Source organism: Thermosynechococcus sp. PKX82 (assembly GCF_031583255.1).
Classification (GTDB): Bacteria; Cyanobacteriota; Cyanobacteriia; order Thermosynechococcales; family Thermosynechococcaceae; genus Thermosynechococcus.
Genome location: NZ_CP134169.1, coordinates 2,018,058 through 2,041,820, shown reverse-complemented (window position 1 = coordinate 2,041,820; position 23,763 = coordinate 2,018,058). Strand labels below are relative to the sequence as shown.

The window sequence follows — 23,763 nt, the reverse complement described above, 5'->3', positions numbered from 1 at the left end:
ACGGAAAATATCAATAGATGCTCAGGGTGGGGGGTATAACTCTCTGCCCTGTTTTGCTTTTTTTGAGTTTTTTTGAGAACGCCCTATGCCACGTCGTCGGAAAAAATTTCCCTGCGGCCACCAAGGCTATGGTCAGGTTTGCCACTACTGCGCTCAGTTGATCCAAGCAAAAGCTCTAGAGGTAGCAGAACGGGAACAGGCACGACTGGCACGGCAGGAGTGGGAGGCCACCTTTGCCAAGGATGTGGTGGATCTACAGGGATTGCCCAAGTGGATTGTCCTCAAAGCCCGCCAAGTGATTGCAGAACTCCTTGCAGGGGCCGACTATCGCCAGTTCAAGGGCAAGCGCCTGAATCACGATCGCCGCATTATTAGTATTCCCCTGAGCTATGACTATCGCCTCATCTGCTATGACACGGGCGATCGCATTGAACCCCGTAGTGTGCTCTCCCACGAAGCCTACAATGTCAAAAAACCCCTCGCTTAGTCTCATGACGGCCAACACAGATCATCCTTGGTATGCAGCGGCACAACTGATTCAACCGGCACTGATTCGCCTGCTTGATCATCTGCGGCGATCGCTAGAAACTTCCCCTTGGCAGGGCACCTATGAAACCGTTGAGATTCCCTGTGGTGAAGCCGAACCACAAATTCTCTACTGGCTGCACTTACGTCAGGGCGATCGCCAAGAGCGGGTGAACCTGTGGGAGCTGTGCTACCAAATTTGTTTTCAGCAGTACACCCCAGAACTCGACTACAGCGGCATCCATGACTTTCAGGTGGGGGAGGTGCAAGCTGACCTCAGCCTCTTTGACCCTGCTGGGGAGGTGGACTGGCACAAGCTCGATCAGAAGGCAGCACAGGTGGTTGCCGCCCTATTTGCCGGCTTAGATCCCCCTTAATTTTAATTTTTTGTAGAAAATTAACCAAGGTTGCCACAGGGAATGCCCCACGGCGACCCGCTACATGGTATGCTCCAATGCCATAGGGAATCTTTTTACCGAAGCAGCATGGGTTCAAACTATCAAAACCAGCAAAACAGTAATGAGCAGCCCTGGGAGGAGGAAGACTTCGAGGAGGAGATGGAGCAACTCCGCCTTTACGATGATGACGGTCGCTTCCTCGACTGCTACATCGAGTTTCGTCTGAATGTGCAAGGGGAAACCTATGCGCTGCTGCGGCCAGTGGACTATCCCGTAGAAATTTTTGCGGTCGTGGCCGAAAACGACGAGGAAGAAACCTTGGTGCCCCTAGAGGAGCAGGAAATTGATGCGGTCTTTGATACAGCCCGTGCCATCCTTGAAGAACAAAACCTCACCCTCAAGCGCACTGCACTGACCCTCACCGTAGCGGGTGAACTACCGGATCTAGATGAAGATGAGATTCTCACGGTTGAGGTGGAAGCCGATGATGACATTGAGGAGTATCAACCCCTCGGCAGTAGCTTCTTTTGCGGTACGCGAGAATACAGCGTTTATACGCCCCTGAGTCCGACCCTGTACGTTGCCCGTCTTGTCCCCGGTCAAGAACCCGAACTGCTCTCTCCCCAAGATTTTCAACACCTGCAACCCCTCTTGGAACAGCATTTGGTGAGCCATCTCATTGAAGAGGAGGACTGGGAAGACTAGACCCTACAGATTCTTAGGGTTTGTAGCGTAGGATCGGCAGCCCCCACGATCTCTGCCCCCAGCTCTTGGAGGGTTTGCAAGGTTTCAATCACTGATGCAGTGATCCGTTCCCCGGCGATAACAGCGGGAATTCCCGGTGGGTAGGGGGAGAGTGTCTCGGCGCTAATCTTATTGCAGGCCGCCTTGAGGGGAACCGAGACCTGTGGGCAAAAGTAGGCGTCCCGTGGTGAGAGCGTAGGTTCTTCAAGGTTAGGGATTGGGGGGATGGCCAGTGGCGGCAGAGGCGCATTGTGAACGTATTCGGCGTAAACACTTTTCAGGCGATCGACCAAGATTTCGAGCATTGTTTGGCTGGTACCGAGGCCAAGGCAAAAGGTGAGCGATCGCCCACTGGGCAACTCGGCCATAATTTGCGGTTGCAACAGCGCATCCAGCTCAAAGCCCGTCAGTCCAATTGGCCAAGTACCTAGGGTCAAGCGCAGCGGATCCTGAGGGATGCCTGTGGGCTGCCAGCGCGGCAAAGGCCATTCAGAGGTCTTAACCCACTGGAGAAGTCGGGCGTAGATTTGCTCTCCCTGCTCAGCCATCTGCACCCCCGCCCGCTCAAGGGCTGCCAAAAACCAATAGCTGGGACTGGTGGTTTGCACGAGGTTCAGGGCTTGACTCAAGCGCTCAGGAGACACCCGCTCCCCCTTCAGATGCAGCACTGCCGTTTGGGTTAACGTGCCGAGGGTTTTGTGCCACGACTGCACCACCACATCTGCGCCTGCGGCCAAAGCAGCTACCGGAAAGGCGGGATGATAGGCAAAATGACTGCCGTGGGCTTCATCGACAATGAGGGGCAAACCGTGGTCATGGACGCACTGAGCAATCTCGACCAAGGGTGAGCAAAGGCCTTCATAGGTGGGACTGACAAGCACAACCGCCTTGGTATCGGGATAGGCAGCCAAGCCGGCGGCAACCACATCACGGGTAATGGGCAACGGCAGCCCCCACTGGGGATCAACCGCGACTCCCAAATAGACGGGCTTCGCCCCCGTTAACACCAGTCCCGCAATCACTGAGCGGTGGACATTGCGCCCCACAAGAACGCGATCGCCCGGCCCTACCGTGGCTAGAAGTGCGGCTAAAAGACCACTGGTGGCACCATTCACCAAAAACCAAGCGCGATCGCTCCCCACCGTCGCTGCTACCGCCGCCTGTGCCTCTGCCAGGACTCCTGTTGGCTGCGCCAAATTATCAAGGCCGGGCAACTCACTTAAATCTTGGGCTAAGGCCGTTCCCCAAAGGGCACGCAACAGCGGCTCCATGCCTCGACCCCGTTGATGGCCGGGCGTGTGTAAGGGAATCGTGTGGTTTTGGGCTAAAAGAGCAGCAAGGAGAGAAATCGTCAACTAGAATGAGTATAAGGGTCTAAGTAATTATACGGATTTAGGGATGTCTATACCGCAAGACGATCGGTTGGAGTATTCACTGCTGTCGGAGCGTGAGCTACAGGTGTTGGAGCTTGTGGCGGCGGGGCTAACCAACCAAGACATTGCCGCCAAACTAGACATCAGCAAGCGTACGGTAGATAACCATATCAGTAATATTCTGATGAAAACAAAATCAGAAAATCGTGTGGCACTTGTGCGCTGGGCTTTAGCGTGGGGTAAAGTTTGCTTGAATGATGTCAATTGTTGTGCACTGCCCACCCCCCCTACCCAGCCCCATGAGTGAACGTGTGTACTACAATCCCCGCCTGCCACTGGCCGTCTATCGTGAGCTGGCTGCCCACTTACAGTTACTTGATGGGATTTCTGTGCGGCTGTTGCCCCAAACCTGTTCCCGCTTTGACTACGAATTGAGCCAAATTGAAGGCATTGCCGTGACTTGGCCGCCAACGCCAAACATGCAAGCACGCTGTGAGGAGATTCTCCAACACTATGGACTGCAGTATGGGGACTGGCAGGGTTCACTATAGGTATGGTATTGCTGGAATGCCAATGCTGCTCCCTGCTGGAGACTAACGATGGAATCCGCAGAATTGCTCGCCTGCTATGCCAAGGGTCAAACCAATTTTCAAACTGTGAATCTGACTGGCCTCAATCTGGTTGGCGCCGATTTAATCGGCATTGATTTGCGGGGTGCTAGTTTACAGGGGGCACACTTGCAGTTCTGTCATTTTGGCCGTGCTGATTTTAGTTATGCTCTGTTGACGGGAGCACGCTTGGAAGGATGCAACTTTACCCAAGCAGTTTTTAACGATAGCCATTTTCGTGATGCCCAATGTCATGGTTGCGTTTTTGATCGCGCCAATTTGCAGGGGGCAGATCTCACATTAGCGGTTTTTCGCGACTGCAACTTCCTGAGTAGTGACTTGCGACAGGTGAATTTAAGCCATACGGTTTTGGCTGGCTCCTGTCTGCGCAGTGCTAACTTTCGCAAAGAGAACTATCAGGAGGGGGCAAGTCTGGTGGGTGCAGATCTCCGCCAAGTCGATCTCCAAGGAACGAATTTGGCAGGAGCGGATTTATCACGGGCTAACCTCAAGGGAGCCAATCTCAAGGAGGCCAACCTTAATGCCGCCAACCTGACCCAAGCCAATTTGGCAAATACCAATCTTCAGGGGGCGATTCTCACCCGTGCCATTCTCTATGAGGCGAATCTGGTGGGAAGCAACTTACGGCAGTCGCGGCTGGCTCAAGCAGACCTGCGGGGAGCGATTCTCACGCAAGCGGATTTAAGTCAAGCGATTCTCTCTGAGGCGCGGCTTGATGATGCCCAAGCTCAAGGGGTGAACTTGCGGGAAGCGGTTTTGAATAAGGCGGATTTGCGGCGTACGGATCTCACTAGGGCGGATTTGCAAGAAGCTCGGCTCATTGATGCCTACCTAGCCCGCACGAATCTCAAGGGTGCCAATTTACGTCAAGCCAACCTAATACGTGCTGATCTCAGTAGTGCCCTGTTGCTGGAGGCTTGCTTGGAGCAGGCATTAATGCCCGATGGCAGTGTCTTTATCTAAAGCACTTGCTATAGTACAACAGAGACACAGTTTCCCTGAGGGGTATGGCAGAGTTTGCAGCGGCACTGGCACCGGAGCTAACGATTCAGTGGGTGAATGCGATCGCCAGCGTTCCCGAGGAGCAGTGGGATGCTCTTGCGTTGCCCCTAGAAACCCCCTTCTTTGAATGGGAATGGCTGCACCAAATTGAAGCCTCTGGCAGTGCAACGCTGCAAACCGGTTGGCTCCCCCATCATCTCTTGGTTTGGCGCGATCGCCAAGGTCAGCGGGAACTGGTCGCTGCCGCTCCCCTCTATGTCAAAGGCCACAGTCAAGGGGAATTTGTCTTTGATCACCAATGGGCAGAGCTGGCGGCGCGGTTGGGCATTCGCTATTATCCGAAGCTGCTGGGGATGGCGCCCTTTACGCCGGCGGTGGGCTATCGCTTTCTCATGGCCGAGGGAGTGGATGTGGCTCTGATGACCAAGGTGATGCTCCACGAAATTGATCGCCTCTGTCAGCGTCACCGTTTTTCCAGTTGCCACTTTCTCTACGTCGATCCCCAATGGCAACCCGCTGCCGAAGCCTACGGTTATCGTGCGTGGCTCCACCACAGTTACATTTGGCAAAATCGCAACTATCAGACCTTTGACGACTATTTGGCGGACTTCAATGCCAACCAACGCCGCAACATCAAGCGGGAACGCAAGGCCGTGGCTCAAGCGGATCTCACGTTTCGAGTTCATCAGGGGGATGAGGTCAGCCGCAGCCTGTTGCGACAGATGTACGATTTCTATGCCGATACCTGCGACAAATTTGGCTGGTGGGGCAGCAAGTATCTAACACGGCAGTTTTTTGAAGCCCTGAGCGATCGCTATCGTCACCGCGTGGTGCTCTTTGCTGCCTATCCCAGCAATGGCGGTCAGCGTCCCATTGCCATGTCGTTTTGTATTACCAAGGGAGCCAATCTCTACGGTCGCTATTGGGGCAGTGTCCAGGAGATTGATTGCCTGCACTTCAATGCCTGTTACTATGAACCCATTGAATGGGCGATCGCCAACGGCATTCAGCGCTTTGATCCGGGGGCGGGCGGACGCCATAAAAAACGGCGGGGCTTCCCAGCGACGCCCAACTACAGCCTGCACCGCTTCTATGCACCGCAGTTAGCGCAAATTTTTGATCACTACATTGACCAGATCAATGACGAGGAGCAGCGGCTCATTGACACAATTAATGCCGACTTACCGATGAAGCAGCGCTAAGACTGGGAGGCCGTCACCAACTCTGGTGAAGCAGGGGTCTCTTGGAGATGGGCTAATTCGGCAACAAAATCACTAATCCCTTGGAACTGGCGATAGACCGAAGCAAAACGAACATAGGCCACTTCACTAAGATGACGCAGCCGTTGGAGTGCTGCTTCCCCCAATTCAGCGCTGGTGACTTCGCGGCGCGATCGCAACTGCAAATCCGCCTCAATATCATCTACGAGGGCTTCAATTTTTTGTTGGGGAATGTTGGTTTTGCCACAGGCGGTCATGATGCCCCGCAACAATTTTGAGCGATCAAAGGACTCGCGATCGCCATTGCGTTTAATGACCGTAATAGGAACGTACTCAATCCGCTCGTAGGTGGTGAAGCGACGGCTACATTGGAGGCACTCTCGACGCCGCCGAATACTTTGCCCCCCCTCTGCCGATCGAGACTCTAGAACCCGACTATCCGTATGGTGGCAATAGGGACACTGCATAGGGATCCCCGCTTATTTAGGCACCTGAGAGTATCATAGCCGATTCTTTCGAGCGATTAACATTCGCAAGGGCTGCGACAGCGTTTGTTAGGCTAGGGGTATCCATCGGGTATCCTGCCATGACCGATCCAAACCCCCAAAAGAAACGTAATCAACCCACGATCATTAACGTCGAGCCAGAAAATTTACTCCTCATTGCTGCCCTAAGCCTCTTTATTCCGCTGGTGATTGTGGGCTTTTTTGCGCACTAGGCTGAAAACACCAACCGCCTTGCCGTTATCGTTCTGAAAAGAGTTTCGTTGCAACGACCCCTCAATGGCCGCAAAAAAGCCTAGGAGACCCTAGGGATTGACTATAAAAAAATGTTAAGAATCATAAAGATAAGAGCAAAGGACGAGTCTAATCAATAAAAAAGCAGCAAGAAATTAAAGAAAAATTTAGAACATTCCCTAAGATAGTGTAGCCTAAGCAACCCCTTTTCCCCGAGGTGCGTGGTAGGTTTTGAATGAAGCCAAAATTTTTCTATTGTTCCCTTGGCAAAGCAGGCATCAAGTAATTATGCTACACCTATCCATTTCCCAAATTTATTACCTACGGCATCTACTGCGCCAGTATGCGCCAATGCTCAAGCCTGTGATTGCTGAAGGGGTGGCTACGGCAAAAGCGGATCTGGGCGCTGTATTGGAGAGTCTTTATCCCGAGGCTGAGGAGTTGGCAACCGCTACCGAACAGTTGAGTCGGCTACTTCTTTTACATCAGAAAAAAGACCTCCTCTCTAGTGAGCAATATGAGGCAATCACTCAGCAAATTTTCTGGGTTTTGGGATTAAAATATACCTCATCAGAGGTAGGGCAACAATACAGTTACTGCTGAACCAGTCAGGTTAGAAAATACAAAAATCTGCGGGGTTTGCAACGAATGATGTCGAAGGAGGCTCCAAAGGGAAGGGGTCTTTCAAGGGTCATTGGCTGGCTTCAGCTGTTATTTCCCAAACACCAAAGCTAGGATAGGATTATGGAGCACGATGCCTCGTTTTTGTTTCCTCAATTTGGTCGGCCAATCATGGGTGGGCAGGCGGGCTATGGATTTGATTTTCCAGCCAGTGCAGACCCCTACGAGTTGCTGCGGGGGGTTTGTGCCCGTTTACCTCTGCTGATCCTGTTCTATGACAATGAAGGGCAGATTTACTCCATCAACCAAGAGGTCACGACCCAATTGGGATGGGATACAGCAGATTTACTGTCGCAGGACTTTTTGAGTCAATGCTTTCCCGATTCAGAGACCCAGCGGCAAATTCGCTACTGGATGATTCATCCCCCCAGCGGTTGGCAGGAGGTACCTGTCCATGGTGCAGATAGCCAAGTCCTAGAGGTGATCTGGGCTTTTGTGCGGTCTCCCAATGGCGCAGGCCTGATCTGCGGCTACAACATCACGGATATGAAGTTGACCCAAGCAGCGTTGCTGGAAACCAGCGATCGCTACGCGTTGCTCACCCGTGGCATCAATGATGGCATCTGGGACTGGAACTTGACGACCAATGAGACGTTTTATTCCTCGCGCTGGAAAAATATTCTCGGCTATCAGGATCACGAAATTGGCAACCACATTGACGATTGGCTCAAGCGGATACACCCCCAAGATGTTGAGCGGGTCAAATTGAATTTAATGCTCCATGTGCGCGGCCAAACCCCCCATTTCCACCAAGAGTTTCGCATTCAACATCGCAACGGCTCTTATCGCTGGGCGTTGGCACGGGGGCTGGTGTTGCGGGATGCCTACGGGAATGCCACGCGGGTTGCAGGTTCTCTGACCGATTTGACGGAACATGGCCTTGCCGAGGCACAGTTGCTCCATGATGCCCTCCATGACTCGCTGACGGGGCTAGCCAATCGCACGCTCCTCTTTGACCGCATTGAACAGGCGGCTCGCCATGGTCGGCGTCGTCCCGACTACAAGTTTGCCATTTTGTTCATTGACATTGATCGGTTCAAGGTCATTAACGACAGCCTCGGCCACAGTTGCGGTGACTTGATTTTGATTGAATTGGCCAATCGCCTCACCCGAATTGTGCGCCCCGATGACACCGTGGCTCGTATTGGCGGCGATGAGTTTGTGATTTTGCTGGATGATATTCGTGACAACAACGATGCTTTGGGGGTGTGCGATCGCATTCGCTGTGAACTCGATAAACCCTTTATGGTCAAAGATCAACCAATTACGCTGCGGGTGAGTATCGGCGTGGCCACGCGATCGTCCCACATTGAAAAAGCAGAAAACTACTTGCGCAATGCCGATATTGCCATGTATCGTGCCAAGCTGGCGGGGGGCAATCGCTATCAAGTCTTTAGTGAAGAAATGCATTTGATGGCGCGCGATCGCCTCTCCCTTGAAGTGGGGTTGCGCCAAGCTATTGAGCGGGATGAATTTACCCTCTTTTATCAGCCCATCTATCGTCTTAGTGATAATCGTCTCTACGGTTTTGAAGCCCTGATTCGCTGGCAACATCCCACCCAAGGTTTATTACTGCCCGATCGCTTCATTCCCCTTGCTGAGGAAACGGGACTGATTTTGCCCATTGGCGATTGGGTGATCTGGCGGGCTTGCCGCGATCTTCAGCACTGGCATGAGGCATTTCCCCAGGCTCAGCTTGCTGTGAATGTGAATTTATCGAATCGGCAACTGATGTACCCTGCCCTTTTGGAGCAAATCTCAGCCGCCTTGGCGCAAACCCAGATTCCCCCCCATTGCCTGCACCTCGAAATGACCGAAAGTGTAGGCATTGATCAGCCCGATCAGGTGCGCGACATATTACTTAAACTCAAGGCTCAAGACATCAAGCTCAGCCTCGATGACTTTGGCACGGGTTATTCTTCCCTGTGCTACTTGACCAATCTTCCCATTGACATCCTCAAAGTGGATCGCAGCTTTGTGAAGCTGATCACCGAAACTAGCCAAAAACACCTCGTCATTGATGCCATTGTCAGCCTTGCCAAGGGGCTAGAACTCGAAGTGATTGCCGAAGGGGTGGAGCATCCCTATCAAGTGACGCGACTGCGGGAACTGGGCTGTGACTATGCCCAAGGCTATTATTTCTCGCAACCCCTGAGTATTGAGCAGGTGGATGCCCTGTTGGCGCAGATTCATGCTACTTAGAAACACCATTTCTTGGAAACCCTAAGCATCTAGTGATGGGCTTCTGAACTGACGCGGTACATCAAGTATGTGCTGATGGCAATAATCAGAATTGCGGTGGCCAGATAGAGTAGGTCAAGGGGCGTTTTGACATTGAAGGCAATCAGTTGCTTAAAGAAAGTCACCACTAGAGCCATGACGATTGTTTTTAGCAGTTTATCCTTAAGCTGATCTAAGCTCTGAGCCTGCATCAGGGAAACATCAGTGGCGCGATCGCGAGCCAGACCCGCATCAATTTTAGAAATAAACAGTTCATAGATACCGAGGGCAAACAGCAACAAAATAATGCCAATTAAATACAAATCAATACCCGTGATGATGTAGCCAAGGGTTTTGATATAAATTGTGGAATCCCCATAATTGCGAAATTGGATGCCCAGCCCTAAAAGAATTTCATGACTGCCGAGAATAAATAGAGCAAAGGTACTGAGTAGGCTAAAAATGACGGGAATAATGACAAAAAGACGGAAATACCAGAGAAAAGGCTCAACAAGCCTCTCCAGTTGGGATAATCTTCGCATTACCAAGAGCACCAAAAGCTCCTAACATCCTAGCAGAGGCACTCGCCAATCAAAGAAGGTGGGCAATGTTGGGGGAGTAATAGCTAGGGGTTAGTAGTTGAAGATTACTAGCAAAGGAGTAGGAGCCTATTGGGATAATTCTTTAATCAAGAGGTTGCCCATTTCGCGACAGCCCACCAGCGTACAGCCCTCAGCCATTAAATCGCCAGTGCGGTAGCCTTGATCTAAAACAGCAGTAATCGCTTCTTCGATCGCTTGCGCTGCTGCTGGTTGGTTGAGGCCATAACGCAGCATCATGGCCGCACTGAGTACCATTGCCAAGGGATTCGCTTTGTCTTGGCCGGCAATGTCGGGCGCCGAGCCATGAACCGGTTCAAACAGACCCGGCCCGGATTCCCCTAGGCTGGCGGAGGGAAGCATACCAATACTGCCCGTGAGCATGGCAGCAATATCGGAGAGAATATCACCAAATAAGTTACTGGTGACAATTGTGTCAAACTGTTTCGGGGCACGCACCAGTTGCATTGCGGCATTGTCCACATAGAGGTGGCTGAGTTCCACATCGGGATATTCAGCGCTAAGCGCAGTCAGGCGATCGCGCCACAGTTGGGAAACTTCAAGGACATTGGCTTTATCCACCGAGCAGAGTTTGCCCTGCCGTTTGCGAGCCGTTTCAAAGGCCACGTGGCCAATGCGATCAATTTCCGTGGCGGTGTAGGCCATCGTATTCACCCCCCGCTGCTCACCCGTTTCCGTGGTGAAAATACCGCGCGGTTGACCAAAGTAAATGCCGCCAGTCAGTTCACGCACCACCATGAGATCCACGCCGGCAATCACTTCCGGCTTGAGGGACGAGGCATGGAGCAGCTGCGGAAAAATCTTGGCGGGGCGTAAGTTAGCAAATAAACCCAGACCAGCGCGAAGGGCAAGTAATCCCGTCTCCGGGCGCAGATGACGGGGTAAGCTATCCCACTGCGTTCCGCCAATGGCGGCTAAAAGCACGGCATCACTTTGCCGACAGGTTTCCAGCGTTGCTGCTGGCAAGGGTTCCCCCACAGCATCAATGGCAGAGCCGCCCACAAGGGCAGGAATAAAGTCAAAGGCCAATTCAAAGCGAGGGGCGATCGCCTGTAACACATCGAGGGCAACAGCCGTAATTTCTGGACCAATACCATCCCCGGCCAAAACAGCAATGCGATACGTGGTTGCCATGCCTGTCTCAAAATCACCGATCTTCTAATCTACACCAGCAGCGGTCTTCCCTTGAGGCTATTCCGAGAGATAGCCATCCGGCAAAATCGCCTCGCTCATATCCACAGCACTGAGATCAACGCCATTGAGGCTGGCACCGGTAAGAATCGCTTCAATGAGATTGGCTCCCCGCAGATCGGCACCGCTGAGATTCGCCCCCATTAAGTTGGCACCAATGAGAATCGCGGAACTGAGATCGGCTCCCCGCAACAGTGCTTGGGCAAGGCTCACTCCCCGTAAATCGGCACCAACAAGATTGGCTTTGTCCAAACAGGCATGGCGTAAGTTGGCTTCTTTGAAGGCCACTTCCCGCAAATGGGCTTCCTCAAGACGGGCACGACGCAGATTCGCCCCAATCAGGACGGCTCGCTCTAAATTGGCTTGGTACAGATTGGTGGCACTGAGGTTGGCACCGCGCAAATTGGCCTGTACCAGTTGACTTTCCCGCAAGACGGCATCCGCAAGATCAGCGCCCCGCAGGTAGGCTTCCGTTAAGTTGGCACGGGTGAGGTTGGCACGTTCTAGCTCAGCAAGGGTAAGATCCGTGAGGGTCAAATTAGCATCCCGCAAAATCGCTTCACTCAGTTGGGCACCGGTGAGGTTGGCTTCACTGAGATCGGCATTGGCAAGGTTGGCACGGCTGAGATCCGCCCCCGTTAGGTTGGCCTTGCGCAACGACACCCAGCGGAGATCGGCACTGATTAAAATCACGCCCCGCAGATCCGCCCCCCGCAAATCCGCCTGACTAAGATTCACGCCAGTGAGAATTGCCCCCCGCAAATCAGCCCCTTGCAGGTTCGTGCTCTGTAGGGCAGCATCGGTGAGATCGGCACGGGAAAGATCAATGCCCGTCAAAATACACCGACTCAGGTTAGCACGGCGCAAGCGTACCCCGGCAAAGTCGCGATCGCCCACGCTATATCGTTTCAGCAAAACATCTGGTTCCACAGTAATTCAGTCATGTCCTTCAGTAGCAAATCTGCGTCTAGTTTTAGGGTTCCCCCGGCGTTGGCTGAACCTCCGGTGGTGAGAGGGGTTTTAGGCGAATTCGAGCCATGTAGTGGGTAAACTGATTATCTCGCACCTGACTGGTAATGCCTAGGGCAGCAAAGGGTTGGAGCGATCGCGCGATTTCAGGGGCTAACTGTGGCAACAGCAAGTTATTTTGCAACGGCGCCAAATCACTCAAATTGAGGTAAAACTGGGTGCCCTTGGGATGGGGAAGCACTGCACGATAGAGGGGAGAGTCAGCCAAGGAGCGCGTAGGGGGGGTACGCATATCCATCAACGGGCCAAGTCCCAAAAAGAGGGTCTGGTCATTTAGCCAGCCATGCTGCCCCACCGGCAGGCCTGGAGGAATGCGCCAAGTGGTGAGGGGTTGCGGTTCAGGGGCGGTTTGTTGTACTTGCCACCGTAGGCGATCGCGAATTTGGGTATCGAGCTGGCTCAGGGTTTGACTGGCTTGGGGGCGATCGCTGGTCTGACTCAGAAAGAGCAAACTAGGGGCATTGCCTAGGGCGGGAACGGGCACAAAGGCGGCAGCAAATTCACCATCCATCCAAGGCACAAAGGCCTGTTGCCAATCAAGGCCTGTGAGATCTTTAACCGTATTGGCAATTGTTTCTTGAACAAAGACAGGGGTGTTCTGCCATAAATTCCGAAAGGAACCCGTACTGTAAAAGGCCAAGGTGGTCTCTGGCACCAGACGGCTCAGTTCACGGCTGTCACCTTCACTGACAAGGGCTTGATCCGGTTGCGAACGCCACGTCACTGCCTCCAGTTCAATTTGCTCAGGGGTCATGTCTGCGGTGAGCACCATCCCTTGCAGTTCCCGCGGCGGTTCAGGCAGACTTCCTTCAGGGGCGGCCATCTGACTGGCTAAAAAGGCGGGTAGGTTCAAATAAAGTTCCACCAAAGGGCGATGATCCGATAACCCTTTCACTGCCTGTTGATAGGTGGGCTGGCTGCCAATGCCGTTGTTGGCTTGGGCGGTGGCAATGACTTGTTGCAGGGCGCTCTGGTGCTGACTCCAAATGATGTAGGCCTGATTCTCATGCGTAATAAGGGCGATCGCGCCGCTATCGGGGTCAGGGAGAATCCCCTTGGCCTTGAAGATTTTCACGCCGTTGATTTCTGTGATCGGCTCGCCAATGACGCTTTGCAGCAGTTGCTCCCCCATCGGTACATTTAGGGTCGGCACAATCCAAACGTGGGGCGGTACCGGCAATTCTCTGACGGACTCTGGGGTAATGGGCAACAAGACCACTGTGGCTTGGTCACCAATAAACGGGCGCACATCCTTGAGGTAATCCAGTTGCGCCAAATTCACCCCCTCTGGCGAGAGCGGATCATAGCTGGGGTTCAACCAAGGTTGGGCTTGTAACAGGCCACTTTTGGCAAGGGCTTCCCAAGGCTTGGGATCCGTGGGTAAAGTGAGGGTCAGTAGGGCGCTATTGGGGGCGATCGCCATTCCGGGCGCGATCGGACGTTGACTAAACCGTTGCCACAGGAAGACCCCCGCAGCGGCGGCTGCCCCGACAATAACCACAGCAATACCCCCCACCAGCCAAGGGCGGAACCGACGGGGAGACTGAACCGAAGGCTGAGATTCCGTGGTCATCGCAACTCTCCAACGGGATGGTAAAGTGTGGTGCGCTGACATGGGGTTCGCCCTAAGGAGCCAATTGCGGCCACCAGATCTGCTGGACTAACGCCCGTGCCCCCCTGCGCTCCAGCCACTGAGGTAATGTGTTCTTCCATCAGTGTTCCCCCCAAATCATTACAGCCCCAATTCAGGGCCATGGTTGCCCCCTCAAGACCCAGTTTGACCCAACTAGGCTGATGGTTCGGAATCCATCGCCCTAAAAACAACCGTGCCACTGCCGTGAGGACAAGTGTGGGTAATAACTGCGGTTGCGGGTGTCCTACCCATTGTCGCATTGCCTTGGGGGCAAGTTCCCCCACATAGGGCAGCAGAATAAACTCGGTAATTCGCGCGGGATAGTCGTGTTCCAAAGCCCTTTGCTGAAGTTGCTGTAGGTGTTGTAGGTGAGCCACCTGATCCGCTGGCGTTTCAATGTGACCGCAGAGCATTGTGCTGGTCGTCCATACCCCCAAACGATGGGCGGTTTCAACAATCTCTAGCCATGTCGCGGTGTTCATTTTCTCAGGACAGATTTTTGAGCGCACCCGATCCACCAACACCTCCGCAGCGGTACCGGGCATGGAGTCCACCCCAGTCTGATGCAGAACATCAATCACTTGGGCATAGGAGAGGCCATCCTCGCGGGCAATGAATTGAATTTCTTGGGGCGAAAAGGCGTGGAGATGGATTTCAGGAAAGGCCGTTTTAATGTCCCGCACGAGGGATTGGTAATAGCGCAAACTGGAGCCACATTCTTTAGCGGCTGGATTGAGTCCCCCCTGCATACAGATTTCTGTCGCCCCTTGGGCAACTGCATCAGCCACTTTGCTCAGGATCGTGTCAATGTCGAGCCAGTAGGCATCGGCAGCGGTGGCATCGCGACGAAAGGCACAAAAGCCACAGTGTTGCTCGCAGATATTCGTGAAGTTGATGTTGCGGTTGATCACATAGGTGACGGTGTCGCCTACCTGTTGTTGGCGCAGGCGATCGCTCGCGGTTTGTAGTGCCCTGAGGAGGGGGGGCAATGGTTCTTGAGGATCACTGCTTGCGGCTAAGGGAAGAGCGGCTGTCAAAAGGGTGAGGGCTTGTTGGGCAGAAATGCCATTGTTGGCAAGAGCCGCCTCTAGCTCAGCGATCGCCCCTATGGTCTGCATCGAATCTACTCCACCTTTAGGACATTAGGTCACTCTTTCTTCAGCTTAAGCACAGCCCTTTTCTAAAATATGGGAGACGTGGAAGGGGGAATGGCAATGGCAGCAGAAGCGGTGGGCATGGTGCAGGTCTTGGGGTACCCGGCAGCCCTTGCTGTGGCCGATACCTTGGTCAAAGCGGCTCAGGTTACCCTTGTCAGTTGTGAGGGGATTGGTGCGGGTTATTGGACAGTGGTGATTCGGGGAGAGGTGGCGGACGTGAATGCAGCAGTTCGAGCAGCGCGATCGCTCAGTGGCCACGAGGTCATTTCCCATCAGATTATTGGCCGTCCCGATGGCAATCTCGAACCGGTTTTACCGATTGTAGTCCCGCAGCAGCCACCCGAGGATTTTCTACTTTAAGGTGTTTTTTTAAGGTGTTTTGAATGGGCGGCTGAGGTAGGAGCCGTCGCACTGACCGTACTAGGCTATCAATGGCGGTAGCTGGAATAAAGTAAGCCGCATTATGCTTTGTTTGAAAACAACCTAGGGCAGCCTCTAGATCCCCTTCAGCACCAATCCATTCCCAAAACTGAGGAAAAGCGGTTTGAATGTCCGCTAAATCAATCGTCATTTTGTGGGTTTTGTCCCGCAGAAAGAGTTCAATGTTGCTATTCACCGTATGGCAATCGTCCAAACACACCTCTAAGGGGTCAGCATTGGCTGGCAAGTTGAGCAAGATGCCCTCGCGGTATGCTTTCATCATCTAGATGCCATAGCGCTGGCGGTAGCTGCGGGCAACACTGAGGTCATCCCGCCGCAGGTGAACGTCGTAGGCGCGATCGCCATAGGTTTGATCGAGTCGTCCCAAAAACCAAGAAAGGCGATTATCCACTTCTAATGTGGCGATCGGGGTAGGCCAAACGCACCTCACCGAGCAGGAATGTCCGCGACTCATGGGCACTGCTGAAATTGGTGATGAAGGTGGAAGCTTTGGCAAACGTGACCGAACCGCAGCGACCGGTACAGAGGACAAAAACATAACGCTAGCGGGATCCTTGCAGTTGCTTCACTTGCTCAGGGGTGAGAATTGTCAGCATTTCGACGCGGGTATCCTGCATCACCTTCGAGAGTTGTGTCTTTTGATCAGGGCGCAATGAAACGGCGTCCATGGCTTCACCGGTAGATTTCCCCTGTTTGATGGCATTGCGAAAGATGCGCTGTTGGTCACGATCCAAAATTCTCAGGATGCGATCGTTGGTGCGCAGGGTAAGGCGCAGCACCGCCTGTTTTTGCTCAACACTGAGATTGAGTTTTTTCATTTGCTCAGCGGTCAATAGGCCGCCACTGGTTTGAGCCATCACCTGAGGTGGAATGACTGTGCCACTGATGCCAATAATCAAGGCGATCGCCACCATGAATCGCTGAATATTCTTTTTCATCGCTGCCACCTCACCACTGCTGCTACGCTTGTTGCTACCCCTATTCTAGGTTGTCCAAGCGGGATGATTGAGAAGAGCGTTGATCACCTGTACACCCCGCAGTTGATTGGTCAGGGGTAAATGGCCGCGCGGGGCACTCAAGTCCCAGATAAATTCATTCGGATAGCGCGGCCACCGCTTGCCCTGCCGCCAGCCAATTTTCTCCCACAGCCGATCCCAGTTTTGACCGCAGCCTAGCCACAGTTGCCGTTGCACCGAATAGCCAAAGCGGCCTAGGGAAAAGGCCAGCCATAGCTGATCAATGGTTTGCAAATCCACAATTGGCAACTGCTCCACCTCGGTGAAATACAGCCAGCGGCGTTTTTGTGCCATCGGGCCTGCCAGTTCACAGAGCTTTTGGCTGGTTAGGCGATCGGCGGCTTCAAATTTTTCGGCCACTAGGAGTTCAGCCAGTTCTCGATAGTCCACCCCGCGATCGGAGCGCAGCGGGATCACCCCTTGGGGATAGTGTTGTTGCAAAAAGGCTTGCACAGAGGCTTCTGGGCTGTGGAATAGAAGACGATAGGCCTGACCGCGAATCCAAGGGGCGGGTGGGGGGGAAAAGGTGGCACTGTCTTTGAGGAATTCCTGCAAGAGGTGATAGCCGTCACTGCCTGCCGTACTCAGGGTGGTCATGGCGGCCAGTTGGGATTTTTCGTTGCCGTTGTACAACTGCTCCCGTAAATCGGCTAAGGCTGGTTCTGTGGTAACCATGCGCCCGGTGACTCCTCCCCATGCAACTCTAAAATGCGTTGGACGATCGCCGTTGTCGAACTGGGAACCTCTACTTGAATGAGTTCAATGCGACCACCATAGCGCTGCACAGCCGCCGCTTCCGGTAGGGTCTCCAGTTGGTAATCGCCCCCCTTGACGTAGATCTCCGGTTGGAGAACCTCGATGAGGGTCGTGGCAGTGCGATCGCTAAATAGCAGCACCGCATCTACTGATCGTAAACTAGCAAGCACCTCTGCCCGCTGCTGTTCGGGAATAATTGGCCGTTTTGGCTTTAGAGTTGCCACCGAGCGATCGCTATTCAACCCCACCACCAAGCGTTTACCCAGGGCACGGGCTGCCGCCAGATAGCGCACATGACCCGCATGGATCAGGTCAAAACAGCCATTGGTAAACACCAAGGGGCGCCAGTCTTGGGGCGCAGCATTGATCGTAGCCACAAGGGCTTCAAGGGTGTAAAGGTTCAGGGGACTTCTCCTAAGAACACTAACTGAGTGTGCCACGAAATAGCCCTTGGGGACGTACTAAAAGCACCGCCATCATGATCACTAGGGCAACGGCCAGCTTGTATTCAGAAGGAATCATCAGGGTACTCATCTCCTGAGCCACGCCAATAATCAGGGCGCCAGCGATCGCCCCGTAGGGATTGCCAATGCCACCGAGAATCACACTGGCAAAGAGGGGCAAGATCAAAAACCAGCCCATCGTTGGCCGCACAGCCGTAATCAGGCCATAGAGACCCCCGGCCACCCCCGTGAGCACCCCCGCCAACAGCCAAGTACACAGCACCACCCACTCAACATCAATCCCCGAAACCCGCGCTAAATCTAAATCATCTGCCACCGCTCGCATGGCTTTGCCCACCTTGGTGCGTTGCAGGATTAAGTGCACAGTAGCGATCGCCACCACTGCCAAAATCATGACAATCACCTTCGCGTAAATAATTTTCACGCCCCAAAAATCAAGGGCAGGCATCACTGGCAGCCGATAGGTTTGGTTTTCACTGCCCCAGATGAGAATCACGGCATTGCGCAGCAGAAACGACAGACCAATGGAAATAATAATCAGTGTTGTGGAAGTTGCGCGGCGATCGCGCATTGGCTGCCACAGGAGCTTCTCACTCAGGAGCATTAACCCTGCCGTTCCCAAGCCACCGATCGCCATTGAGAGCCAAATATCCAGTCCTGTTGCATTAGCCACCAGCGTTAGGTAGGCTCCCGCCGTCATAAAGTCGCCGTGGGCAAAATTGGGCAGGCGCAAAATCCCAAATGTGAGCGTCAAACCCACTGCTGCGAGGGCAATAATACTGCCCACCGCCAATCCGTTAACAAAGAGTTGAATCAGTTGAATATCCATGAACGATTGCGACTAAAATTTGAGAAAACGTGAAAGGGGCAGCACCTGCTCATAGAATAGCGATCAGTGGGGTGTTTAGACGAGAGCATTTTCTCTCACTGGAAAAAGTGAGTTCTATCTCGAAAGCTTCAAGCCAAACCCAAGATTATATCTTGATTTATACTGCCAAAATGTAGCGACAATAACAAATAATAGTACGGATTCCCGAAGTTTCAGGTAGGGATTTACCCCCTTGGTCTTTTTCAGTGAGATTGCGTACCGTTGAGGCAGCCATGCTGCTGAGTCAATCGCGCGATTAGCATCAAGGCAGCGGTGACCAACCGTATTGTTCGAGGAGGCTTGTATGCGCATTGCTCAAATCGCTCCCCTGTGGGAACGGGTACCGCCGCCAGCCTACGGGGGTGTGGAGTTGGTGGTGAGTCTGCTCACAGAAGAGTTAGTCAAGCGAGGGCACGAGGTCACGCTGTTTGCCAGTGGCGATTCTATTACCCAAGCCAAATTGGTTTCTACCTATCCCCACGCCATTCGCCTCGATCCCAATGTGCAGGAATATGCCGTCTATGAAGCCCTGCAACTGGGAGAAGTCTTTAGTCGCGCCAATGAATTTGATGTCATCCATTCCCATGTGGGCTATACGGCTTTACCCTACGCCAGCCTGGTGAAAACACCCGTTGTTCACACGCTCCATGGTCGCTTTACGACGGATAATGAGCGCATTTTCAGCCAATATCGCAACCAAAACTATGTCAGTATTTCCCATTCCCAGCGGCAACTACGGGATTTGAACTACATTGCCACGGTCTATAACGCCATTGCCGTGGAAACCCATCACTTCTATTCCCAGCCCAGCGATCCACCCTATTTGGCCTTCTTGGGACGGCTCTCGCCGGAAAAAGGCCCTCACCATGCCATTGAAATTGCTAAGCGAGTGGGCATCCCCCTGCGGATGGCCGGCAAAGTGGATCGGGTGGATCGCGACTACTTCAAGGAATTGATTGAACCCCACATTGATGGTGAATTGATCCAATTTATCGGCGAAGCAGATCATCCAACCAAAAATGCTCTCCTAGGTGGAGCGATCGCCATGCTCTTTCCGATTACGTGGCAGGAACCCTTTGGCCTAGTGATGATTGAGTCCATGGCAGCCGGTACACCAGTGGTGGCGATCGCCAAGGGGGCAGCGCCTGAAGTGATTGAGCACGGCAAAACCGGTTTTCTGTGTCACTCCGTTGACGAATGTGTGGCGGCTGTTGCCCAAGTGCCGCAACTGGATCGCATGGCCTGTCGAGACTATGTTTGGCAGCGGTTCAGTGTTGAACGGATGGTGAGCGAGTATGAAGCAGTTTATGATACCGTTCTCGCCGACACCTTTGTCCATAATGGACATCGTAGGGGGACGATTGAACTGCTGGCCAGTTAAGTGTATCCCTGAACCCTGTGCAAAAGTGTTTTTTTGACCGTTATTCAAAAGGTGTATTTATGCAAGCATTATCAACCCGTACAGCAAAAAATACACTTCCTCGGGCGTTTGCCATGCCCCAACCGCAGGTGCCTGCCCGTCAACCCATTGCCTTGATTTCTGTGCATGGGGATCCCGCCGCTGATGTCGGCCATGAATCCGCCGGTGGTCAAAATATCTATGTACGGCAATTGGGGGAAGCCCTCGCGGCAGCCGGGTGGCACGTGGATATGTTTACCCGCAAAATCCATCCCGATGACCCCGATGTCATTGAGCACAGTCCCCACTGTCGCACCATTCGCCTCGAGGCAGGGCCTTTGACCTATATTCCGCGTGAGAAACTCTTTGAGACCTTGCCGAAGTTTGTCGAAGCCTTCAAGGCTTACCATGCCAAATATGGCTATCCCCTGATCCACACCAATTACTGGCTCTCTGGCTGGGTGGGTTGGCAGTTGCGTCAGGAGTTGAATTTCCAATGGCTGCACACCTACCATTCCTTGGGGGTGGTGAAATATCAAGTGGCTTCTGAGCAAGCCCAACGGGATGAAACCCGCCTCATGGTGGAAAAAGCCATCCTTGAAAATGCCGACTGTGTGATTGTGACTAGCCCCCAAGAGGAAGCCTACCTACGGCGTTGGGTCTCCAAGGCAGGGCAAACACGTCTGATTCCCTGTGGCACGAATTTGCATCTCTTTTACCCCGTGGCCGATGCCCGTGCCCAACTGAATTTGCCTGCCGATGAGCCGATTGTGCTCTATGTGGGTCGCTTTGATCGCCGCAAAGGGATTGAAACGCTGGTGGCAGCGATGGCTCAGGTACCCCAAGGGCGGTTACTGCTTGTGGGGGGGAGTGATCCGCAGCGCAGTGATGGTGCCGAACGGCGGCGCATTGAAGGATTAGTGCAGGAGTACAACTTGGGCGATCGCGTGACCTTTGTCGGGCAAATTGACCATGAGCGCTTGGCGGTTTACTACAGTGCTGCCAATGTCTGCGTTGTGCCCAGCTACTATGAACCCTTTGGCTTGGTGGCCATTGAAGCCATGGCCTGTGGCACGCCGGTGATTGCCTCTGCGGTTGGGGGTCTGCAATTCACGGTGATTCCCGAAAAAACAGGGCTACTGGTGCCGCCTCAGGATGCTCCTGCCTTGGCCAAGGCCATTCAGCGTATCTTGGCTAATCCAGCTTGGGCGCGTACCCTTGGGGAAAATGGCCGCGAGCGGGTGCAAGCCCTCTTCAACTGGGAAGCGATCGCCCTCCAGATGGGGCAACTGTACCGGCAACTCTTTGCTGCCTCCCTCATGGGGAATTCACCGCGCTTAGAGACGGTTAAGAACACAGCCCCACTGACAACCGTGACCAAAGCTGCCTTAGCCTCCTAAGCTTCTTAATGACGTGGCAGAGTGGTTGAGGACAAGATTAAGCAGCATTCCCGTGTGGAGGGATCATCTCTATCTCGCCGCTCTGCCCAATTACTGATTGCCCTTGCTGTGAACAATTTGTTAAATTCTAGGGGGTTGTTTATCATTTTGTATCATTTCTAACATCCAATGGTGCGGTGGCGATCGCTTTCTCCTCTATGGCCTGATGTCATTCTGGCGGCACTGATTCTAGGTCCTTTGTTTGCGCCTTTCTTGGCCGCTAGTCATTTTCTTTTCTTGCCTAAAATTGCCCACATTATCTACACGATGGGCAATCATGTATGTCCACAGCCAGAAATGGGCTTGATGCTCGCTCCCCCTTGGAAAATGGCGGTGTGCATGCGCTGCTATGGCACCCTTTTGGGCGTTCTCCTCACCCGTTGGTGGATTGAGCGTTCCACCACTGCCCGCGAGTGGTACTGGCTGCCGCAGTATGGTCTGGGGGGCTTTTTAGTGGCGGTGTTGTTAATGCTGTTTTATCCCCTTGAGTGGGCACTGCAACACTATGGCGTCTGGGGCTATTCCAATTGGATTGTCTTTCCCTTTGGGGCGATCGCGGGACTGGGCTTGGGATTACTGATCATGCCCCTGTTATATCCCAAACAGCGCCTTGCTACCTCCCGCTAGGGAGCAAACACCGAAATTTTGGTAGCCTCCGATACAAAAATTAACTGGGGCAACTTTCTACCATAGATTGTCGCTGTGGTGCGCCCAATACAGAAGGAGTAACCTATACATGGCAACGCCCCAAGAAATCTTGAATTTGATCAACAGCAAGTACGAGCTCATCGACTTGAAATTTATTGACATGCCCGGCACGTGGCAACACCTGACGGTTCACAAGAGCCAAATTGACGAACGTTCATTTACCGAGGGTGTGCCCTTCGACGGCTCCAGTATTCGCGGTTGGAAAGCGATCAACGAATCCGACATGGTGATGGTGCCGGATCCGGATACGGCGTGGGAAGACCCCTTCATGAAAGAACCCACCCTGAGCATGATTTGCACCATCAAAGATCCGCGCACCGGAGAACTCTACGATCGCTGCCCGCGCTCCATTGCCACCCGTGCCATTGAGTACCTAAAAGCCACCGGCATTGGCGATACGGCTTACTTTGGCCCCGAAGCCGAGTTCTTTATTTTCGATGACGTTCGCTACGACCAAAACCAAAAGTCTGGCTACTACTACGTTGATAGTATTGAAGGTCTTTGGAACACTGGCCGCGAAGAAGAAGGGGGCAACCTCGGCTACAAAATCCGTAGCAAAGAGGGCTACTTCCCCGTTGCGCCCACAGATACGCTGCAAGACCTGCGCACAGAAATGCTCTTGACGATGGCCAAGTGCGGTGTACCCATCGAAAAACATCACCACGAAGTGGCCACAGCCGGTCAGTGCGAGCTGGGTTTCCGCTTTGGCACCCTCATTCAAGCCGCCGACTGGCTGATGACCTATAAGTACTGTGTCAAGAATGTTGCCCGCAAGCACGGCAAAGTGGCAACCTTTATGCCCAAGCCTGTCTTCAACGACAATGGTTCGGGGATGCACACCCACCAGTCGATTTGGAAAGATGGTCAGCCCCTGTTCTGGGGCGAGGGCTACGCCAATTTGAGCCAAATTGCCCTCTGGTACATTGGTGGTCTTCTCAAGCACGCTCCAGCGCTGTTGGCCTTTACCAACCCGACAACGAACTCCTACAAACGACTGGTTCCCGGCTTTGAAGCCCCCGTGAACCTTGCCTATTCCCAAGGCAACCGCTCTGCCTCTGTGCGGATTCCTCTCACTGGTGCCAATCCCAAAGCGAAGCGCCTAGAGTTTCGTTGCCCCGATGCCACAAGTAACCCCTACCTTGCCTTTGCGGCGATGCTGTGTGCAGGGATTGATGGCATCAAGAATCAAATTGATCCGGGTAGCCCCTTGGATGTTGATATCTATGACCTCAGCCCCGAAGAACTGGCCAAAATTCCCTCCACCCCCGGTTCACTCATGGCGGCTCTGGAAAACCTGCAAAAGGATCATAGCTTCCTCACAGCGGGCGGTGTCTTTAGCGAAGACTTTATCCTCAACTGGATTCAGTACAAGCTGGACACAGAAGTGATTCCCATGTCCCTGCGTCCTCACCCCTATGAATTCACCCTCTACTTTGATGCCTAGGGCAGTGAATCGCTAGAGCCTTGCATTTAGGGATATAGCACTTAGAGGCACTCATCAAGGGTTGCCTCT

Annotated in this window: 28 protein-coding genes; 15 read left to right on the top strand and 13 right to left on the bottom strand. The window is 53.3% G+C overall.

Annotated features, from left to right (window positions below):
- Positions 1 to 85 precede the first annotated feature (85 nt).
- The 3 genes from RHH53_RS10145 to RHH53_RS10135 all read left to right on the top strand — a co-directional run bounded on the left by RHH53_RS10145 (position 86) and on the right by RHH53_RS10135 (position 1,628).
- Positions 86 to 487, top strand: a complete 402-nt coding sequence (locus RHH53_RS10145) for a hypothetical protein (RefSeq protein WP_206200055.1) — start codon at positions 86 to 88, stop codon at positions 485 to 487.
- Positions 488 to 491: 4 nt separating this feature from the next.
- Positions 492 to 902: a hypothetical protein gene (locus tag RHH53_RS10140; protein ID WP_190278265.1), complete on the top strand. Its 411-nt coding sequence runs from the start codon at positions 492 to 494 to the stop codon at positions 900 to 902.
- Positions 903 to 1,082: 180 nt separating this feature from the next.
- On the top strand, positions 1,083 to 1,628 hold the full coding sequence (locus tag RHH53_RS10135) for a DUF3727 domain-containing protein (protein ID WP_302677684.1): 546 nt from the start codon (positions 1,083 to 1,085) through the stop codon (positions 1,626 to 1,628).
- Here the strand turns inward: RHH53_RS10135 and RHH53_RS10130 are convergent.
- Positions 1,625 to 3,022 (bottom strand): aminotransferase class I/II-fold pyridoxal phosphate-dependent enzyme, encoded by a 1,398-nt coding sequence (locus RHH53_RS10130; protein WP_310743746.1) that lies wholly within the window; start codon positions 3,020 to 3,022, stop codon positions 1,625 to 1,627. The two genes, RHH53_RS10135 and RHH53_RS10130, sit on opposite strands and share 4 nt — an antisense overlap.
- A 43-nt stretch (positions 3,023 to 3,065) precedes the next feature.
- On the opposite strand from RHH53_RS10130, the gene RHH53_RS10125 reads away from it, so the two are divergent.
- From RHH53_RS10125 to RHH53_RS10110, 4 genes are read left to right on the top strand one after another with little or no spacing between them, the layout of a single operon-like run.
- Positions 3,066 to 3,347 (top strand): helix-turn-helix transcriptional regulator, encoded by a 282-nt coding sequence (locus tag RHH53_RS10125; protein WP_011057702.1) that lies wholly within the window; start codon positions 3,066 to 3,068, stop codon positions 3,345 to 3,347.
- Positions 3,340 to 3,591, top strand: coding sequence for a hypothetical protein (locus tag RHH53_RS10120; protein WP_302678207.1), 252 nt, complete (start codon positions 3,340 to 3,342; stop codon positions 3,589 to 3,591). Before RHH53_RS10125 ends, RHH53_RS10120 begins: the two co-directional genes overlap by 8 nt.
- 48 nt (positions 3,592 to 3,639) lie before the next feature.
- On the top strand, positions 3,640 to 4,632 hold the full coding sequence (locus tag RHH53_RS10115) for a pentapeptide repeat-containing protein (RefSeq protein WP_206200051.1): 993 nt from the start codon (positions 3,640 to 3,642) through the stop codon (positions 4,630 to 4,632).
- A gap of 44 nt (positions 4,633 to 4,676) precedes the next feature.
- A complete protein-coding gene (locus RHH53_RS10110; protein WP_310453757.1) occupies positions 4,677 to 5,873 on the top strand; it encodes a GNAT family N-acetyltransferase in 1,197 nt (398 codons plus the stop codon).
- Here the strand turns inward: RHH53_RS10110 and nrdR are convergent.
- Complete coding sequence (gene nrdR / locus RHH53_RS10105; RefSeq protein WP_206200049.1) at positions 5,870 to 6,358, bottom strand: transcriptional regulator NrdR; 489 nt, start codon at positions 6,356 to 6,358, stop codon at positions 5,870 to 5,872. The genes RHH53_RS10110 and nrdR overlap by 4 nt on opposite strands.
- Before the next feature lie 119 nt (positions 6,359 to 6,477).
- Between nrdR and RHH53_RS10100 the strand changes: the two genes are divergently transcribed.
- From RHH53_RS10100 to RHH53_RS10090, 3 genes are all read left to right on the top strand, one after another.
- Complete coding sequence (locus tag RHH53_RS10100; RefSeq protein WP_302677689.1) at positions 6,478 to 6,609, top strand: hypothetical protein; 132 nt, start codon at positions 6,478 to 6,480, stop codon at positions 6,607 to 6,609.
- Between the two features lie 307 nt (positions 6,610 to 6,916).
- Positions 6,917 to 7,231 (top strand): hypothetical protein, encoded by a 315-nt coding sequence (locus RHH53_RS10095; protein WP_310743745.1) that lies wholly within the window; start codon positions 6,917 to 6,919, stop codon positions 7,229 to 7,231.
- A gap of 141 nt (positions 7,232 to 7,372) precedes the next feature.
- On the top strand, positions 7,373 to 9,511 hold the full coding sequence (locus tag RHH53_RS10090) for an EAL domain-containing protein (protein WP_310743744.1): 2,139 nt from the start codon (positions 7,373 to 7,375) through the stop codon (positions 9,509 to 9,511).
- Positions 9,512 to 9,540: 29 nt separating this feature from the next.
- Here RHH53_RS10090 and RHH53_RS10085 read toward each other — a convergent pair whose 3' ends face one another.
- The 5 genes from RHH53_RS10085 to cofH all read right to left on the bottom strand — a co-directional run bounded on the left by RHH53_RS10085 (position 9,541) and on the right by cofH (position 15,120).
- Positions 9,541 to 10,071 (bottom strand): YqhA family protein, encoded by a 531-nt coding sequence (locus RHH53_RS10085; protein ID WP_149819084.1) that lies wholly within the window; start codon positions 10,069 to 10,071, stop codon positions 9,541 to 9,543.
- A 126-nt stretch (positions 10,072 to 10,197) separates the two neighbouring features.
- Positions 10,198 to 11,283, bottom strand: a complete 1,086-nt coding sequence (gene leuB, locus RHH53_RS10080) for a 3-isopropylmalate dehydrogenase (RefSeq protein WP_206200046.1) — start codon at positions 11,281 to 11,283, stop codon at positions 10,198 to 10,200.
- A 57-nt stretch (positions 11,284 to 11,340) separates the two neighbouring features.
- Positions 11,341 to 12,270 (bottom strand): pentapeptide repeat-containing protein, encoded by a 930-nt coding sequence (locus tag RHH53_RS10075; RefSeq protein ID WP_206200045.1) that lies wholly within the window; start codon positions 12,268 to 12,270, stop codon positions 11,341 to 11,343.
- Positions 12,271 to 12,313: 43 nt separating this feature from the next.
- Positions 12,314 to 13,942, bottom strand: coding sequence for a DUF3352 domain-containing protein (locus RHH53_RS10070; protein WP_310743743.1), 1,629 nt, complete (start codon positions 13,940 to 13,942; stop codon positions 12,314 to 12,316).
- On the bottom strand, positions 13,939 to 15,120 hold the full coding sequence (gene cofH, locus RHH53_RS10065; protein ID WP_302677695.1) for a 7,8-didemethyl-8-hydroxy-5-deazariboflavin synthase subunit CofH: 1,182 nt from the start codon (positions 15,118 to 15,120) through the stop codon (positions 13,939 to 13,941). Before cofH ends, RHH53_RS10070 begins: the two co-directional genes overlap by 4 nt.
- Positions 15,121 to 15,189: 69 nt before the next feature.
- Between cofH and RHH53_RS10060 the strand changes: the two genes are divergently transcribed.
- Positions 15,190 to 15,519: a carbon dioxide-concentrating mechanism protein CcmK gene (locus RHH53_RS10060; protein ID WP_225901560.1), complete on the top strand. Its 330-nt coding sequence runs from the start codon at positions 15,190 to 15,192 to the stop codon at positions 15,517 to 15,519.
- Here RHH53_RS10060 and RHH53_RS10055 read toward each other — a convergent pair.
- The 6 genes from RHH53_RS10055 to RHH53_RS10030 form a co-directional block, all read right to left on the bottom strand.
- Positions 15,437 to 15,862, bottom strand: coding sequence for a hypothetical protein (locus RHH53_RS10055; protein WP_206200042.1), 426 nt, complete (start codon positions 15,860 to 15,862; stop codon positions 15,437 to 15,439). The two genes, RHH53_RS10060 and RHH53_RS10055, sit on opposite strands and share 83 nt — an antisense overlap.
- A complete protein-coding gene (locus tag RHH53_RS10050) occupies positions 15,863 to 16,054 on the bottom strand; it encodes a hypothetical protein (protein WP_310743742.1) in 192 nt (63 codons plus the stop codon).
- 88 nt (positions 16,055 to 16,142) lie between these two features.
- Entirely contained in the window at positions 16,143 to 16,538 is a 396-nt protein-coding gene (locus tag RHH53_RS10045; RefSeq protein ID WP_206200040.1) for a Spy/CpxP family protein refolding chaperone, read from the bottom strand.
- A gap of 45 nt (positions 16,539 to 16,583) precedes the next feature.
- Positions 16,584 to 17,291, bottom strand: coding sequence for a GUN4 domain-containing protein (locus tag RHH53_RS10040; protein ID WP_206200039.1), 708 nt, complete (start codon positions 17,289 to 17,291; stop codon positions 16,584 to 16,586).
- Positions 17,267 to 17,812, bottom strand: a complete 546-nt coding sequence (gene rfaE2 / locus RHH53_RS10035; RefSeq protein ID WP_302678201.1) for a D-glycero-beta-D-manno-heptose 1-phosphate adenylyltransferase — start codon at positions 17,810 to 17,812, stop codon at positions 17,267 to 17,269. Before rfaE2 ends, RHH53_RS10040 begins: the two co-directional genes overlap by 25 nt.
- A complete protein-coding gene (locus RHH53_RS10030) occupies positions 17,796 to 18,665 on the bottom strand; it encodes a branched-chain amino acid ABC transporter permease (protein WP_206200038.1) in 870 nt (289 codons plus the stop codon). Before RHH53_RS10030 ends, rfaE2 begins: the two co-directional genes overlap by 17 nt.
- Before the next feature lie 343 nt (positions 18,666 to 19,008).
- Here RHH53_RS10030 and RHH53_RS10025 point away from each other — a divergent pair, with 343 nt between their 5' ends.
- The 4 genes from RHH53_RS10025 to glnA all read left to right on the top strand — a co-directional run bounded on the left by RHH53_RS10025 (position 19,009) and on the right by glnA (position 23,694).
- The gene (locus RHH53_RS10025; protein WP_149819063.1) at positions 19,009 to 20,085 is read left to right on the top strand and encodes a glycosyltransferase family 4 protein; all 1,077 of its coding nucleotides are present in this window, start codon (positions 19,009 to 19,011) and stop codon (positions 20,083 to 20,085) included.
- A 59-nt stretch (positions 20,086 to 20,144) separates the two neighbouring features.
- Positions 20,145 to 21,503 (top strand): glycosyltransferase family 1 protein, encoded by a 1,359-nt coding sequence (locus tag RHH53_RS10020; protein WP_206200037.1) that lies wholly within the window; start codon positions 20,145 to 20,147, stop codon positions 21,501 to 21,503.
- Between the two features lie 168 nt (positions 21,504 to 21,671).
- Positions 21,672 to 22,169, top strand: coding sequence for a DUF2085 domain-containing protein (locus RHH53_RS10015; protein WP_206200036.1), 498 nt, complete (start codon positions 21,672 to 21,674; stop codon positions 22,167 to 22,169).
- A gap of 109 nt (positions 22,170 to 22,278) precedes the next feature.
- Entirely contained in the window at positions 22,279 to 23,694 is a 1,416-nt protein-coding gene (glnA, locus tag RHH53_RS10010) for a type I glutamate--ammonia ligase (protein ID WP_206200035.1), read from the top strand.
- Positions 23,695 to 23,763 lie beyond the last annotated feature (69 nt).

Bases quoted from the DNA above. Each gene is read 5' to 3' on its own strand.
- RHH53_RS10145 (WP_206200055.1), top strand. From the start codon at position 86: ATGCCACGTCGTCGGAAAAAATTTCCCTGCGGCCACCAAGGCTATGGT.
- RHH53_RS10140 (WP_190278265.1), top strand. From the start codon at position 492: ATGACGGCCAACACAGATCATCCTTGGTATGCAGCGGCACAACTGATT.
- RHH53_RS10135 (WP_302677684.1), top strand. From the start codon at position 1,083: ATGGAGCAACTCCGCCTTTACGATGATGACGGTCGCTTCCTCGACTGC.
- RHH53_RS10125 (WP_011057702.1), top strand. From the start codon at position 3,066: ATGTCTATACCGCAAGACGATCGGTTGGAGTATTCACTGCTGTCGGAG.
- RHH53_RS10120 (WP_302678207.1), top strand. From the start codon at position 3,340: ATGAGTGAACGTGTGTACTACAATCCCCGCCTGCCACTGGCCGTCTAT.
- RHH53_RS10115 (WP_206200051.1), top strand. From the start codon at position 3,640: ATGGAATCCGCAGAATTGCTCGCCTGCTATGCCAAGGGTCAAACCAAT.
- RHH53_RS10110 (WP_310453757.1), top strand. From the start codon at position 4,677: ATGGCAGAGTTTGCAGCGGCACTGGCACCGGAGCTAACGATTCAGTGG.
- nrdR (WP_206200049.1), bottom strand. From the start codon at position 6,358: ATGCAGTGTCCCTATTGCCACCATACGGATAGTCGGGTTCTAGAGTCT.
- RHH53_RS10100 (WP_302677689.1), top strand. From the start codon at position 6,478: ATGACCGATCCAAACCCCCAAAAGAAACGTAATCAACCCACGATCATT.
- RHH53_RS10095 (WP_310743745.1), top strand. From the start codon at position 6,917: ATGCTACACCTATCCATTTCCCAAATTTATTACCTACGGCATCTACTG.
- RHH53_RS10090 (WP_310743744.1), top strand. From the start codon at position 7,373: ATGGAGCACGATGCCTCGTTTTTGTTTCCTCAATTTGGTCGGCCAATC.
- RHH53_RS10085 (WP_149819084.1), bottom strand. From the start codon at position 10,071: ATGCGAAGATTATCCCAACTGGAGAGGCTTGTTGAGCCTTTTCTCTGG.
- leuB (WP_206200046.1), bottom strand. From the start codon at position 11,283: ATGGCAACCACGTATCGCATTGCTGTTTTGGCCGGGGATGGTATTGGT.
- RHH53_RS10070 (WP_310743743.1), bottom strand. From the start codon at position 13,942: ATGACCACGGAATCTCAGCCTTCGGTTCAGTCTCCCCGTCGGTTCCGC.
- cofH (WP_302677695.1), bottom strand. From the start codon at position 15,120: ATGCAGACCATAGGGGCGATCGCTGAGCTAGAGGCGGCTCTTGCCAAC.
- RHH53_RS10060 (WP_225901560.1), top strand. From the start codon at position 15,190: ATGGGAGACGTGGAAGGGGGAATGGCAATGGCAGCAGAAGCGGTGGGC.
- RHH53_RS10055 (WP_206200042.1), bottom strand. From the start codon at position 15,862: ATGATGAAAGCATACCGCGAGGGCATCTTGCTCAACTTGCCAGCCAAT.
- RHH53_RS10050 (WP_310743742.1), bottom strand. From the start codon at position 16,054: ATGAGTCGCGGACATTCCTGCTCGGTGAGGTGCGTTTGGCCTACCCCG.
- RHH53_RS10045 (WP_206200040.1), bottom strand. From the start codon at position 16,538: ATGAAAAAGAATATTCAGCGATTCATGGTGGCGATCGCCTTGATTATT.
- RHH53_RS10040 (WP_206200039.1), bottom strand. From the start codon at position 17,291: ATGGTTACCACAGAACCAGCCTTAGCCGATTTACGGGAGCAGTTGTAC.
- RHH53_RS10030 (WP_206200038.1), bottom strand. From the start codon at position 18,665: ATGGATATTCAACTGATTCAACTCTTTGTTAACGGATTGGCGGTGGGC.
- RHH53_RS10025 (WP_149819063.1), top strand. From the start codon at position 19,009: ATGCGCATTGCTCAAATCGCTCCCCTGTGGGAACGGGTACCGCCGCCA.
- RHH53_RS10020 (WP_206200037.1), top strand. From the start codon at position 20,145: ATGCAAGCATTATCAACCCGTACAGCAAAAAATACACTTCCTCGGGCG.
- RHH53_RS10015 (WP_206200036.1), top strand. From the start codon at position 21,672: ATGGTGCGGTGGCGATCGCTTTCTCCTCTATGGCCTGATGTCATTCTG.
- glnA (WP_206200035.1), top strand. From the start codon at position 22,279: ATGGCAACGCCCCAAGAAATCTTGAATTTGATCAACAGCAAGTACGAG.